This is a genomic window from Ornithinimicrobium pekingense DSM 21552 (assembly GCF_000421185.1).
In the GTDB taxonomy this organism is placed as follows: domain Bacteria; phylum Actinomycetota; class Actinomycetes; order Actinomycetales; family Dermatophilaceae; genus Ornithinicoccus; species Ornithinicoccus pekingensis.
This window is the reverse complement of sequence record NZ_ATWJ01000007.1, coordinates 59635-72217: the sequence shown is the minus strand read 5'-3', so window position 1 is coordinate 72217 and position 12583 is coordinate 59635. Positions and strand designations below refer to the sequence as shown.

The following is a 12583-nucleotide window of genomic DNA, read 5'->3' as shown; positions in this document are numbered from 1 at the left end:
GGCGGGAGCTCTCGACACTCGTCCCTAGTATCTCCCGGTTCGTGAGCCCATCCTAATCCAGCAGAGGCCGCCGACCCCCGGCTGCCCGCCGGTGTGCGGTGATACTGGTGGGGTGCACGCACGCTCCGCCGTCGTCGACCTCTACGGCGACCACCTGCGCGAACGTGGCTGGTGGGCCCCGGTCGCGGGGCTCGTCGCGCTCGCCTCGAGCTGTCAGGTGCAGCCGGCTGCGGCCCGCACCGCCGTCTCCCGGCTGGTGCGCGAGGGGTGGCTCGTGGCCCAGCGGCGGGAGGGGGTGCGGGGGTATGCCGCGACGCCCCTGGCACGGGAGCGTCTGGCCCGTGCGCACGAGCGGATCTACGCCGCCCGTCCGCGCCCCTGGGCCGGCACCTGGCACCTGGTCGTGGTCGGGGGCGACGGGGACCGCCGCCGGCGGGACCGGGTGTCCGCGTCGCTGGGCTACCTCGGGTACGGACGTCTGTCCCCCGGCACGTGGGCCAGCCCGTGGCGCAGCCCCGAGCTCGACGAGACCCTGGCCGGTCACGGTGCCGCGTGGACGGGGTGGACGGCCACGCCCGAGACGGACGACGCGACGGCCCTGGCCGGGCGCCTGTGGGACCTGGGCGCCCTCGCCGCGGCCTACCAGCAGTTCGCCGCCACCCTGCCGGAGCCGACCTCCCTGGAGCGGCTCCCGCCCCACGAGGCCTACCCGCTGCGGACCGCCCTGGTGCACGAGTGGCGCAAGTTCCTCTTCCGCGACCCTGGCCTGCCCGTGGAGGTGCTGCCCGCGGACTGGCCGGGACAGCGCGTGCGCGAGGCCTTCCTCGACGTGGCCGGGAGGCTGCGCCCGGGGGCCGAGACCTTCGTGACGAGCACGCTGCGGGCGGCGCCCGACCGACCGTCGGGGGCGGCGGACGGCAGGGGTCTGGCCTGCGTAGATTAGGGCCATGAGCACCGAGCCCTCACCCGTCGTGACCGAGCGCTCCGACGGCGTCGCCACGATCACCTTCTCCCGCCCCGAGGCGATGAACTCCCTCGACGTGCGCACGAAGGAGGCTCTCCTGGCGCAGCTGCGTGCCGCGGCCTCGGACCCCGACGTGCGGTGCGTGGTGCTCACCGGGACCGGGCGGGCGTTCTGCGTCGGCCAGGACCTCAAGGAGCACGTGCGGCTGCTCGGGGAGGACCCGCAGCAGCTGTGGACGACGGTGGCCGAGCACTACAACCCCGTCGTGGAGCTGATCGCGACGATGGACAAGCCGGTCGTGGCTGCCGTCAACGGGGTCGCCGCCGGGGCAGGGGCGGCCTTCGCCTTCGCCGCCGACCTGCGCTACGTGGCGGAGTCGGCCGGCTTCAACCTGGCCTTCACCGGTATCGCCCTGTCGTGCGACTCCGGGACCTCCTGGTCGCTGCCCCGTCTGGTGGGGCCCGGGCGGGCCAAGGAGCTGCTCTACTTCCCGCGCACCGTCCCGGCCAGGGAGGCGCTGGAGCTGGGGCTCGCCACCGAGGTCGTCCCGGACGCCGAGCTCGCCGAGCGGGTCGGGCAGGTCGCCCGGACCCTCGCCGCCGGCCCCACCCGCGCCTACGGCGCCGTCCGGCGGGCCATCGCCTTCTCCTCCTCCCACGCCCTCGCCGACGCGCTGGACTTCGAGGACGAGATGATGACCCGCACCGGGCTCAGCGAGGACCACCGCGCCGCCGTGGACGCCTTCCTGGCCAAGGAGCCCCCGAGCTTCAGCGGGCGCTGACCGCCGACCCGGGCGTGCCGGTCACGGCGGGTTGTCGCGGGGCGGAACGAACAGGAACAGCTCCCAGGACCACCACACCTGCCAGCCCAGGAACAGAGCGGCCACGACGACGGTCCGCAGCACCAGGAGCCATCGCGGCCCGGAGGGTGCACGGGGATCGGCACGATCCCACCCGCCGCCGACGAGCAGGACGAGGACCGGGAAGAGCAGGACCAGGTAGCGGTAGATGCTCGTCCAGGGGTCGAGCGCCGCGAACAGGTAGAGGACGTAGGCCAGGCACCAGGTGCGCAGCTCGGGCCCGAGCCCCCGGGCCCAGGGGCCGGTCACCGCGAGCACCAGCGCCAGCAGCCCGGCGGCGAGCAGCACGGGGCCGCCCACGTCGCCGAACAGCCACTGGACCCGCTCCAGGGTGGGCCGGAACGGCGTGACCCGCTCTCCTCCGCGCCACGCGGACATGGTGACCGTGTAGGCGTCGGGCACGCCGGTGCGCGCCCACGCCACCGCCGGCCACACGAGCCCCGCCAGGCCGCACCCGACGAGGGCGCTGGCCATCCGGGCGTACTCGCCCGGAGACACCGGCTCGTCGTGCCGCCGCCGCCAGCGCAGCCAGACCGCGACGAGCGCGACCAGCCCGAGAGGCAGACCGATCGGGCGGGCCAGACCGGTGAGCAGGGCCACCGCCCCCGCCGCCAGCCACCGTCGTCGCACGAGCAGCCACAGCCCGGCCGCCAGCAGCAGCAGGGCCAGCGACTCGGTGTAGGCGACCTGGAAGGTCGGGGAGGTCGGGAACGCGCCGAGCAGGACGACCGCGCCGAGCGCACCGGACGTCCCCACCCGCTCCCGCAGCAGACCTGCCACGACGACGGCCGCGGCATACCCCAGGGCGGTGGCGACGACCGTGCCCGTGACGGCGAACGGCAGGCCGGTCAGGGCCGTCAGGCCCCTGGCCAGGAGGGGGAAGACGGGGTAGAACGCCCACGCGTTCTGCCGCACGTCGCCGTCGCCGTCCACCGGGAGGGTGTCGGGGTAGCCCTCCGTGGCGATCCGTTCGTACCAGGCTCCGTCCCAGAGGGTGGCGAGCTGGAAGTAGCGCGGCACCCCGGGACGGTCGTAGACCACCGGGTCCTGCCACCCGTGCGCCAGCACCACGAGCAGCACGGTGCTCAGGCCGCGCAGCACGGTCCAGGCCAGGAGCACGGCCAGGACGAAGCGCAGGTCGAGGGTGCGTCGCAGGCGGGGGGCGACGGCCCCCGTCATGAGGTGACGCGCGCCCCGGGGACCCGGGACCCCGAGCGGGAGGCGCCCGCCCGGAAGCAGCCGACGAGGTGGTCGTCGACGAGCCCGCACGCCTGCATCGCGGCATAGACGGTCGTGGGGCCGAGCTGGACGAACCCGGCCTTGCGCAGGCGTTTGGCCAGCAGCTCGGACTCAGGGGTCTGCGTGGGCACGTCGGCGAAGCGCATCGGCCGCGGCGTGGGCTCCGGCGCGTGCGTCCAGAGCAGCTCCTCCAGCCCGCCGGACTCGCGCAGGGCCACGGTGGCTCGGGCGTTCTGGATCGTCGCCTCGATCTTGCGGCGGTTGCGCACGATCGACTCGTCGGTGAGCAGCCGCTCGACGTCGGCGTCGTCGAAGCGGGAGACGACGTCGGCGTCGAAGCCGGCGAAGGCGGCGCGGAAGGAGGCCCGTTTGCGCAGGATCACCAGCCACGACAGCCCCGTCTGGAAGCCCTCGAGGCACAGGCGCTCGAGCAGCGCGGTCTCACCGTGGACCGGCTTGCCCCACTCGCGGTCGTGGTAGTCGCGGTAGTCGGTGTGGCTCAGCCCGGGCCAGCTGCAGCGCACCACCCCGTCGGGCCCGACGAAGAGGTCCGGGTGCGGTGTGGTCGTGGTCATCCGGGGCTGGCCTCCCTGTGCTCGGCCGCGTCCCGCAGCCTGGCGATCTCGGCGTCCCGCTCGTGCAGCTCCCGGCCCAGCCTGGACAGCGCCTCGTCGACCTGCTGCATGCGGTAGCCCCGCACGGCCTGGTCGAAGCGGACGTCGTGCAGGTCGTCCTCGCCCAGAGGGCCTGACGGCAGCGGACGCGCCGACTCCGTCGTCACCGCCGGTGGCACACCGGGCACGTCGAGCCTGCTGACGAGCCACGCCGTCACCGCGCCCAGCAGGAGCACGGCCACGACCGCCACGACGATGATCACGGCACCGATCCTCGCACGTCAGGAAGTCGGAATGAAGTCCGACCTGCCGCGCTCCTCCCGCTCCTGCACGATCCAGCGGACGCACTCGTCCACGTCGTCGGTCAGTCGCACCAGGTCGACGTCCTCCGGCGCGATCATCCCCTCCCCGACGAGGGTGCCCACCACCCAGTCCATCAGCGGGCCCCAGAACTCCCGGCCGAGCAGCACGATCGGAAAGCTGGTGATCTTGCCCGTCTGCACCAGCGTCAGGGCCTCGAAGAGCTCGTCGAGGGTGCCGACCCCGCCGGGCAGCACGACGAAGCCCTCGCTGTACTTGACGAACATCATCTTGCGCACGAAGAAGTAGCGGAAGTTGATGCCCACGTTGACGTACTCGTTGAGCCCGGCCTCGAAGGGCAGCTCGATCCCCAGGCCCACGGAGGTCCCGCCCGCCTCGGTCGCGCCCTTGTTGGCCGCCTCCATGACTCCCGGCCCGCCCCCGGTGATGACGGTGTAGCCCGCGCGCACGAGTCCGGCGCCGACCTGCTCGGCGAGCCGGTAGGCGGGGTGGTCGGCGGGCGTGCGGGCCGAGCCGAAGACGGCCACGGCCCGCCCCAGCTCGGCAAGACTGCCGAAGCCCTCGACGAACTCGGACTGGATGCGCATGACCCGCCAGGGGTCGGTGTGCACCCAGTCCGCCGAGCCCCTGCTGTCCAGAAGCCGCTGGTCCGTGGTGCTCCTGGGCACCCTCGACCCGCGCAGGGTCTCCGGCCCCCTCTGGTAGTCGCGTCGTCGTCGTTCCACGCCTCCGACCCTATGCCAGCGCCGGTTCGGGGACGGGGCAGCAGCGACCTACACTCGGGGGCGTGCCACGGACCTCGCCCGGACGGACGCTGACCGCCCTGGCCCTGGTCGGGGCCACGGCGGTGGCCGCCGTGGTCGGCGCACGCTGGGTGGCTGACGAGCTGTCGCCGCCCGGGTGCGTCTTCGCCGCCGCGGACCGCGAGGTCTCCCTCACGCCGGAGCAGGCCGCCAACGCCGCCACGATCGCCGGCGTGGCGGTGCAGCGTGGGCTGCCGCCCCGGGCGGTCACCATCGCCCTGGCGACCGCCATCCAGGAGAGCAAGCTGCGCAACCTGCGCTACGGCGACGCCGACAGCCAGGGCCTGTTCCAGCAGCGACCGAGCCAGGGGTGGGGCACCGTCGAGCAGATCCTCGACCCCGTCTACGCGAGCAACGCCTTCTACGACGCCCTCGTCCAGGTCGACGGCTGGCAGACCGGGGTCGTGACCGAGGTCGCGCAGGAGGTGCAGCGCAGCGCCTTTCCCGACGCCTACGCCGACCACGAGTGGGAGGGACGCGTCCTGGCCTCGGTGCTCACCGGCCAGGAGGGCACCTCGACCTCGATGGGCTGCGCCCTCGACGACCTCCGCGGGGACGGGAGCGCCGCGGACCTCGCGGCCAAGGCCGCCGCCCAGCTGGGGGTCACGGGCACCCCGGACGCCACCCGCGGGACGCTGACCCTCGAGCTGCCCGACGAGGCCACGGCGTGGGCCGTCGCCACCTGGGCGGTCAGCCACGCGGCCACCGAGGACGTGGCGTCGGTGCAGGTCGGCGGACGTGAGTGGTCGCGGGAGGCCCGCTCCAGCTCCTTCTCCGAGGCCGCCGACCCGGTCGGCGGCACGACGGTCGTCGTCGAGGTGGGCTGACGCCCGTCCTCCAGGTGGGCTGACGCCGACGGCCCCCGCCGCGGGTGCGGGCGGGGGCCGTCGGGGCCCGGCTCAGCAGCAGGTCAGCGCTGGGCGGCCGGCAGGTAGTCGCGCGCCGACTCGCCGATGTAGACCTGGCGCGGGCGCCCGATCTTGGTGGCCGGGTCGTTGATCATCTCGCGGTACTGGGCGATCCATCCCGGCAGGCGGCCGATCGCGAAGAGCACGGTGAACATGTTGCTGGGGAAGCCCATCGACTCGTAGATCAGGCCTGTGTAGAAGTCGACGTTGGGGTAGAGCTTGCGCTCGACGAAGTAGTCGTCCTCGAGGGCCGTCTGCTCCAGCTCCATGGCCAGGTCGAGCAGCGGGTTGTGCCCGGCCTTCTCGAAGAGCTCGTGGGCCGTCTTCTTGACGATGGCCGCACGCGGGTCGTAGTTCTTGTAGACCCGGTGGCCGAAGCCCATGAGCTTGACGCCCTGCTCCTTGTTCTTGACCTTGCGGACGAACTCCTTGACGTCGCCGCCGTCGCGGTGGATCTGGCCGAGCATGTTCAGCACCGCGGAGTTGGCACCGCCGTGCAGCGGGCCGGAGAGCGCGTGGATGCCGGCGGAGATGGCGTTGAACAGGTTGGCCTCGGAGGAGCCGACCAGGCGCACCGTGGAGGTGGAGCAGTTCTGCTCGTGGTCGGCGTGCAGGATGAACAGCAGGTCCAGCGCCTTGGCCAGGTCGGGGTCCAGGTCGTACTTCTCGGTGGGCTGGCCGAAGGTCATCCACAGGAAGTTCTCGACGAGGTTGAAGTCGTTGTCGGGGTAGAGCAGCGACTGGCCCTGGCTCTTGCGGAAGGCGTAGGAGGCGATCGTGGGGATCTTGGCCAGCAGGCGGATCGTGGAGATCTCCACGGCCTCGGCGTCGTGCGGGTCGTGGCTGTCCTGGTAGAAGGTGCCCAGGGCGGACACGGCCGAGGACAGCACCGACATGGGGTGGGCGTCCCGGGGGAAGCCGTCGAAGAAGTTCTTCATGTCCTCGACGAGCAGCGTGTGGCGGCGCAGGCGCTGGTCGAAGGCCTCGAGCTCGGAGGCGCTCGGCAGCTCGCCGTAGATGAGCAGGTAGGTGGTCTCCAGGAAGCTGGACTGCTCGGCCAGCTGCTCGATCGGGTAGCCGCGGTAGCGCAGGATCCCCGCGTCACCGTCGATGTAGGTGATCTCGGACTGGCAGGACGCGGTGTTGACGAAGCCCACGTCCAGGGTGGTGTCCCCGGTGGTCTTGAGCAGGGCGCTGATGTCGAGGCCGTTGTTGCCCTCGACCGCGGGCACGACCTTCAGCGGCAGCTCGTGGTCCCCGTGCCGCAGCACGGGGGCGGTGGTGGTCGTCGTGTCGGTCATCGGGTCCTCCTGGGATGGGTGGGCCGGGCGAGGGGTCGGGTCACTCGTCGTGCGACTGCGGCGGCAGGGCCGCCACGAGGGGGTGGTCCTTGGGGATCACACCCATCTTGGCCGCGCCGCCCGGGCTGCCGAGGTCGTCGAAGAACTCGACGTTGGCCTTGTAGTAGTCCGCCCACTCCTCCGGGACGTCGTCCTCGTAGTAGATCGCCTCGACGGGGCACACCGGCTCGCAGGCGCCGCAGTCCACGCACTCGTCCGGGTGGATGTAGAGCGAGCGCTCCCCCTCGTAGATGCAGTCGACCGGGCATTCCTCGATGCAGGCCTTGTCCTTGAGGTCCACGCACGGCTGGGCGATCACATACGTCATGGGCCAAGAGTATGCCGTCCGCGAGGGTGCTCCTCGCACGGGGCGTCAGTACCCCGCGTCGGGGTGCGTGCAGATGATCTCGTCGGCCGGCTGGTAGGTCGTCGTGAACTCGTCACGGCCCACCTCGCGGCCGCCGCTGGACAGGATCCGCACGGTGGTGACGGTGAAGCCCTCGGCGGGGTTCTGCGGCACGCACTCCGGGCTGTCGTCGACCGTGCGCTCGCCGGTCGTGCGGTCGCGCCACTGCCCGTCGATGGTGCGCACGTCGTACTGCCGCTCGCCCAGCAGCTCCATGACGATCGTGTCCCCGGTGATCCAGCTGCGCACCACGATCGGGTTGTCGGTGTCGTTGGTCCAGGCGTTGTCGATCACGGGCACGGCCAGGGTGGCCTCACGCCCGGCGGGGTAGCGGGCGATGTAGAAGGAGTGGGGCGTGTGCTCGTCGAGCTGCACCCCGGCGGACCACGCCGCGTTGAAGACGACGGTCGACACCTGGGACAGCCCGCCGCCCAGGCCCATGACCAGGCGGCCGTCCTGGATGATGGGGGCCTCCACGTAGCCGCCGGCCTTGCTGAGGTCGCCGAGCGCCTGCGAGAGGCGGAACTGCTCGCCCGGCATGACCACCGTGCCGTTGACGTTGCGGACGCCCGCCGTGAGGTTGGCGGTGCGGGGCGCGTTGAGCTCGCCGGTCGGGAAGACGGACTCGAAGCGCGACATGGTGCCGAAGGTCCAGCCTTCCGAGGCCGCTGTCGGGATGGCCGGCTCGATCTCCTCGAGCTCGAGGGTGATCGTGCGGTCCTCGCCCTCGGCCGTCAGCGCCTGCCGGAAGGCGTCCGGCAGCCCCTCCTCGTCGAGCGCGAAACCGGTCCGTGCCGGCACGACCGCGACCTCGGAGCCCTCCAGCCGGACGGTCGCGTCCCGCGGCCCCCGCTCCAGCTGGCCGAGGTCCTGGCGCACCCGCGCCAGGAGGGCCTCTTCGTCGAGAACCAGGGACAGGGAGGCCTGGTCCTCGGACCGCTCGACGGACAGCATCTCGGCGATCTCGCGCGGGGCGACCTCGGCCGTCACGCTGTCCTCGCCCCTGGTGGCGGTCACCTTCACCGGCGCCGACAGGGCCGGCTCGACCTGCTCGCCGCGGAAGCGCTCGACCTCCTCTGCGGTCAGGGCGGGGGCGACGCTGCTGGCGCTGCCCTCCACGGCCTCCTGCTCCGGCCAGGCCGCCGCGACGGCCTCGACGGTCGCCGGCACGTCGAGGGTGCGGCCGGACCCCGCCTCGACGACCTCGACGCCCTGCTCGGTGATGCTGACCTCTCCCTCGACGGCCTCGGCGTCATACTCCTGCGCGAGCGCACCGACCGCGGCCGTCAGCGCCTCCCGGTCCACCGCCCCGACGAGCTCCAGCTCGCGTCCGGAGCCGGACACGTGCGCCCAGAGCACCCGCGGGTCGAAGCTGCGCCCGACGGCGCCCTCCAGCGTCGCGTCCAGGTCGTAGGACAGGCCCGACTCGGCCGGGACGAGCGCGAGCTCCTCGGGCGACCCCTCCTCGTCCTGCGCCTCCACCGTCACGGTCAGGGGCTCCTGGAGCCGGGGCACCAGCTCCTGCTCCAGGTGCGCCACGGCCTGGTCGCGGGTCATCGAGCCGATGTCGACGCCCTCGACGCTCATCCCGGCAGGCGGCCGGTCGGCGAAGTAGAGGGCGGTGCCGACGTAGGCACCGCCGAGCACCACGACCGCCGCGAGCAGCCGGAGCACCACCGAGACCCACTCGCGGCCCGGTCCCCCGCCGTCCTCCTCGCGCAGGCGGTCAGGCCTGGTGTCCGTCTGGCTCATGTGCCGGTGTCCTTCCGACGTCGTCACGGTCTCGTCGCCGGGCATCCCTCGTCACCGCAGCTCTCCCAGCCGCCCACGGTAGTGGACCAGGGCCGGATCGTCGGTCGTCGGCGCGTGCACGGCGACGACCTCGCCGACCACGATGCTGTGGTCGCCGGCCGGGTGGACGGCGTGCGTGCGGCACTCGAAGGCCGCCAGCGCGTCGTCGACGATCGCCACGTCCAGCACGTCGCCGCGCCGGTGGCTGATCCGCGCCAGCTGGTTGTGCAGGGGCCGCCCGGGCTCCCCCAGCCACGCCGCCAGCCCCCGGTGACGGGCCGGCAGCACGCTGACGGCCCAGCCCTCCCCCGCGTCGACGCCCTCGAGCACGCGCGCCTCGTTGTGCAGGCTGACGAGCAGCAGGACCGGGTCCAGCGACACGCTCGCCACCGAGCCGACCGTGAGGGCGACGTCGTGGCCTCGGTGACGGGACGTCACGACGGTCACGCCGGTGGCGAACCGGCCCATGGCCTGCCGGTACCGGTCGACGTCGACCTGGCCGGGCGCGCGCCCGGCGTCCGCAGCGGTGTCCTTGCTCAGGGCCCCTCCACCTCCACGGGCGCGTAGCCCTCACGACCCGCCAGCCGGGCGGCGATGTCGTTGCTCAGCGTGTACCACCCGTCGTGCACGGTCACCTGGGTCGGGTGGGCGCGCAGCGCCGCCACCTGGGCCGGGAGCGCGGACGGGGCCACCACCGCGTGCGTCACCAGCTCGTCCTCCACGACCGAGGGCGGGTATGGCGCGTCCGCCGCGGGCACGACGACCGCCCCGCCCGCCGGGCCGGTCACCCCGTCGGGCACGTGGGCCTGCAGCCAGGCCCGGTCCTCCTCCGCCCAGGACCGCGGCGTGAGCACGGCGTAGAGCCGCGGGCGCCGGGGCCGGGGCAGGCAGGCCAGCGCCGCCACCGTGACCCGGTGCGTCTGCACGTGGTCGGGGTGGCGGTAGCCGCCCTCGACGTCGTAGGTGAGGACCACGTCGGGGCCGATCTGCTCCAGCTGGGCGGCCAGCACGGCCGCCGCCTCGTGGACCGGCGCCGCGGCGAAGGCCCGGGGGTGCCCGGCCGCGGCCGACCCCTCCATCCCGCTGTCCCGCCAGCGCGGCGGGTCGCCCCCGAGCCAGTGGTGGCGCACGCCGAGCGCGGCCGTGGCGGCCGCGACCTCTGCCTGGCGGTGCGGGCCGAGGTCCTCCGACCCCTCCAGGTGGGCCAGCGGCGGCGGGATGACCTCGCCCTCCTCGCCCAGGGTGCAGGTGATCACGTGCACCTCGTCACCGGCCGCCGCGTGGGAGGCCAGGGCGATGCCGGTCGCCAGGGTCTCGTCGTCGGGGTGGGCGTGCACGGCGACCAGCCGCAGCGGCCGGCCGGGCTCCGCGGCGGGGAGCCCGTCGCGCAGGTCGGGCCGGCGGGTCACGACTGGTTGCGCGCCCGGGCCGCCGCGCGGGCGCGCAGGTTCTGGTCGAGCACGACCTTACGGACCCGGATGGCCTCCGGCGTGACCTCGACGCACTCGTCCTCGCGGCAGAACTCCAGCGACTGCTCCAGCGAGAGCAGGCGCGGCGGGACCAGCCGCTCCAGGACGTCGGCGCCGGCGGAGCGGACGTTGGTGAGCTTGCGCTCCTTGGTGATGTTGACGTCCATGTCGTCGGCGCGGGAGTTCTCTCCCACGATCATGCCCTCGTAGACCTCGGTGGTCGGCTCCAGGAACATCGTGCCGCGCTCCTGCAGGTTGAACATCGCGTAGGACGTCGCCACCCCCGCCCGGTCGGAGACCAGCGAGCCCGACTGCCGGGTGCGGATCTCGCCGAACCAGGGTGCGTAGCCGTCGAAGACGTGGTGGGCGATGCCGGTGCCGCGGGTCTCGGTGAGGAACTCGGTGCGGAAGCCGATGAGGCCGCGGGAGGGCACGACATACTCCATGCGCACCCAGCCCGTGCCGTGGTTGGTCATCTGCTCCATGCGGCCCTTGCGGGCGGCCATGAGCTGGGTGATGGTCCCCAGGTGCTCCTCGGGGGTGTCGATCGTCAGGCGCTCGACCGGCTCGTGCAGCTTGCCGTCGACCTCCTTGGTGACCACCTGCGGCTTGCCGACCGTGAGCTCGTAGCCCTCGCGCCGCATCTGCTCCACGAGGATCGCCAGCGCCAGCTCACCGCGGCCCTGCACCTCCCAGGCGTCCGGCCGCTCGGTGGGCAGCACCCGCAGCGAGACGTTGCCGACGAGCTCCTTGTCGAGGCGGTCCTTGACCAGGCGGGCCGTCACCTTCGCGCCCTTGACCCGGCCGGCCAGCGGCGAGGTGTTGGTGCCGATCGTCATCGAGATGGCCGGCTCGTCGACGGTGATGAGGGGCAGGGGCTGCGGGTCCTCCGCGTCGGCGAGGGTCTCCCCGATGGTGATGTCGGGGATCCCGGCGATCGCGATGATGTCGCCCGGACCGGCCTCGTCGGCCGGCTTGCGCTCCAGGCCGTCGGTGAGGAGCAGCTCGGTGATCTTGACCCGCTGCACCGAGCCGTCGCGGCGGCACCAGGCGACCTGCTGGCCCTTGCTGATCGTGCCCTCGTGCACGCGGCACAGGGCGAGCCGGCCCAGGAACGGGCTGGAGTCGAGGTTGGTCACGTGGGCCTGCAGCGGGGCCCCCTCGGTGAAGGTGGGTGCCGGGACGGTGCCCAGGATCGTCTCGAAGAGGGGCTCGAGGTCGGGGCTGTCGGGCAGCCCCCCGTCGGCGGGCGCCGTGAGCGAGGCGCGGCCGGCCTTGGCGGAGGCGTAGACCACCGGGAAGTCCAGCGCCGCCTCGACCGCCTCGGGGTCGTGGTCGTCGAGCAGGTCCATGAACAGGGCGTAGACCTCGTCGACGACCTCGCTGATGCGGCTGTCCGGGCGGTCCACCTTGTTGATGCACAGCACGACCGGCATCCGGGCGGCGAGGGCCTTGCGCAGCACGAAGCGGGTCTGCGGCAGGGGTCCCTCGGAGGCGTCGACCAGCAGCACGACACCGTCCACCATCGACAGGCCGCGCTCGACCTCACCACCGAAGTCGGCGTGGCCGGGGGTGTCGATGATGTTGATGGTCATGCCGCCCTCGGGGGCGTGGGCACCGGTGTAGCGGATCGCGGTGTTCTTGGCCAGGATCGTGATCCCCTTCTCGCGCTCCAGGTCACCGCTGTCCATCACCCGGTCGTCGTGCTCCCCCCGCATCTCGGCGAAGGCTCCGCCCTGGGTGAGCATGGCGTCGACAAGAGTGGTCTTGCCGTGGTCGACGTGGGCGACGATGGCGACGTTGCGGATGTCGGCGCGCACGCCGGTACCGGTTTCGGTGAGGGGCATAGGCACATTCTCGCAGGTATGA

The 12583-nt window shown here is 73.0% G+C and carries 13 protein-coding genes; 3 read left to right on the top strand and 10 right to left on the bottom strand.

From position 1 onward, the window contains the following. The first annotated feature begins 112 nt into the window (after positions 1-112). Both K330_RS0102465 and K330_RS0102460 read left to right on the top strand, forming a co-directional pair. On the top strand, positions 113-943 hold the full coding sequence (locus K330_RS0102465; RefSeq protein ID WP_022920273.1) for a PaaX family transcriptional regulator: 831 nt from the start codon (positions 113-115) through the stop codon (positions 941-943). A gap of 4 nt (positions 944-947) precedes the next feature. Further along, positions 948-1745, top strand: coding sequence for an enoyl-CoA hydratase/isomerase family protein (locus K330_RS0102460; RefSeq protein WP_022920272.1), 798 nt, complete (start codon positions 948-950; stop codon positions 1743-1745). A gap of 21 nt (positions 1746-1766) precedes the next feature. Here K330_RS0102460 and K330_RS0102455 read toward each other — a convergent pair whose 3' ends face one another. Genes K330_RS0102455 through K330_RS18645 form a run of 4 tightly spaced genes read right to left on the bottom strand, consistent with a single transcriptional unit; the run spans position 1767 to position 4722 of the window. Continuing rightward, on the bottom strand, positions 1767-3002 hold the full coding sequence (locus K330_RS0102455) for a hypothetical protein (RefSeq protein WP_022920271.1): 1236 nt from the start codon (positions 3000-3002) through the stop codon (positions 1767-1769). Further along, on the bottom strand, positions 2999-3637 hold the full coding sequence (locus tag K330_RS0102450) for a DNA-3-methyladenine glycosylase I (RefSeq protein WP_022920270.1): 639 nt from the start codon (positions 3635-3637) through the stop codon (positions 2999-3001). Before K330_RS0102450 ends, K330_RS0102455 begins: the two co-directional genes overlap by 4 nt. After that, on the bottom strand, positions 3634-3939 hold the full coding sequence (locus K330_RS18650) for a DivIVA domain-containing protein (RefSeq protein WP_022920269.1): 306 nt from the start codon (positions 3937-3939) through the stop codon (positions 3634-3636). The genes K330_RS0102450 and K330_RS18650 overlap by 4 nt, the downstream gene beginning before the upstream one ends. A gap of 18 nt (positions 3940-3957) precedes the next feature. Continuing rightward, positions 3958-4722 carry an LOG family protein gene (locus K330_RS18645; RefSeq protein WP_040657628.1) on the bottom strand — a complete coding sequence of 255 codons (765 nt, stop codon included), beginning with the start codon at positions 4720-4722 and terminating at the stop codon, positions 3958-3960. Positions 4723-4784: 62 nt separating this feature from the next. On the opposite strand from K330_RS18645, the gene K330_RS18640 reads away from it, so the two are divergent. Continuing rightward, positions 4785-5627, top strand: a complete 843-nt coding sequence (locus K330_RS18640) for a hypothetical protein (RefSeq protein ID WP_022920267.1) — start codon at positions 4785-4787, stop codon at positions 5625-5627. 83 nt (positions 5628-5710) lie between these two features. On the opposite strand, the gene K330_RS0102430 is transcribed toward K330_RS18640, so the two are convergent. The 6 genes from K330_RS0102430 to typA form a co-directional block, all read right to left on the bottom strand. Further along, entirely contained in the window at positions 5711-7009 is a 1299-nt protein-coding gene (locus tag K330_RS0102430) for a citrate synthase (protein ID WP_022920266.1), read from the bottom strand. Between the two features lie 40 nt (positions 7010-7049). Then, complete coding sequence (fdxA, locus tag K330_RS0102425) at positions 7050-7376, bottom strand: ferredoxin (RefSeq protein WP_022920265.1); 327 nt, start codon at positions 7374-7376, stop codon at positions 7050-7052. Positions 7377-7421: 45 nt separating this feature from the next. After that, complete coding sequence (locus K330_RS0102420) at positions 7422-9206, bottom strand: VanW family protein (RefSeq protein WP_022920264.1); 1785 nt, start codon at positions 9204-9206, stop codon at positions 7422-7424. A gap of 51 nt (positions 9207-9257) precedes the next feature. Next, entirely contained in the window at positions 9258-9713 is a 456-nt protein-coding gene (locus K330_RS0102415; RefSeq protein ID WP_022920263.1) for a flavin reductase family protein, read from the bottom strand. A gap of 68 nt (positions 9714-9781) precedes the next feature. Next, entirely contained in the window at positions 9782-10654 is an 873-nt protein-coding gene (gene mshB / locus K330_RS0102410; protein WP_022920262.1) for an N-acetyl-1-D-myo-inositol-2-amino-2-deoxy-alpha-D-glucopyranoside deacetylase, read from the bottom strand. After that, positions 10651-12561, bottom strand: coding sequence for a translational GTPase TypA (typA, locus tag K330_RS0102405; protein ID WP_022920261.1), 1911 nt, complete (start codon positions 12559-12561; stop codon positions 10651-10653). Before typA ends, mshB begins: the two co-directional genes overlap by 4 nt. Positions 12562-12583 lie beyond the last annotated feature (22 nt).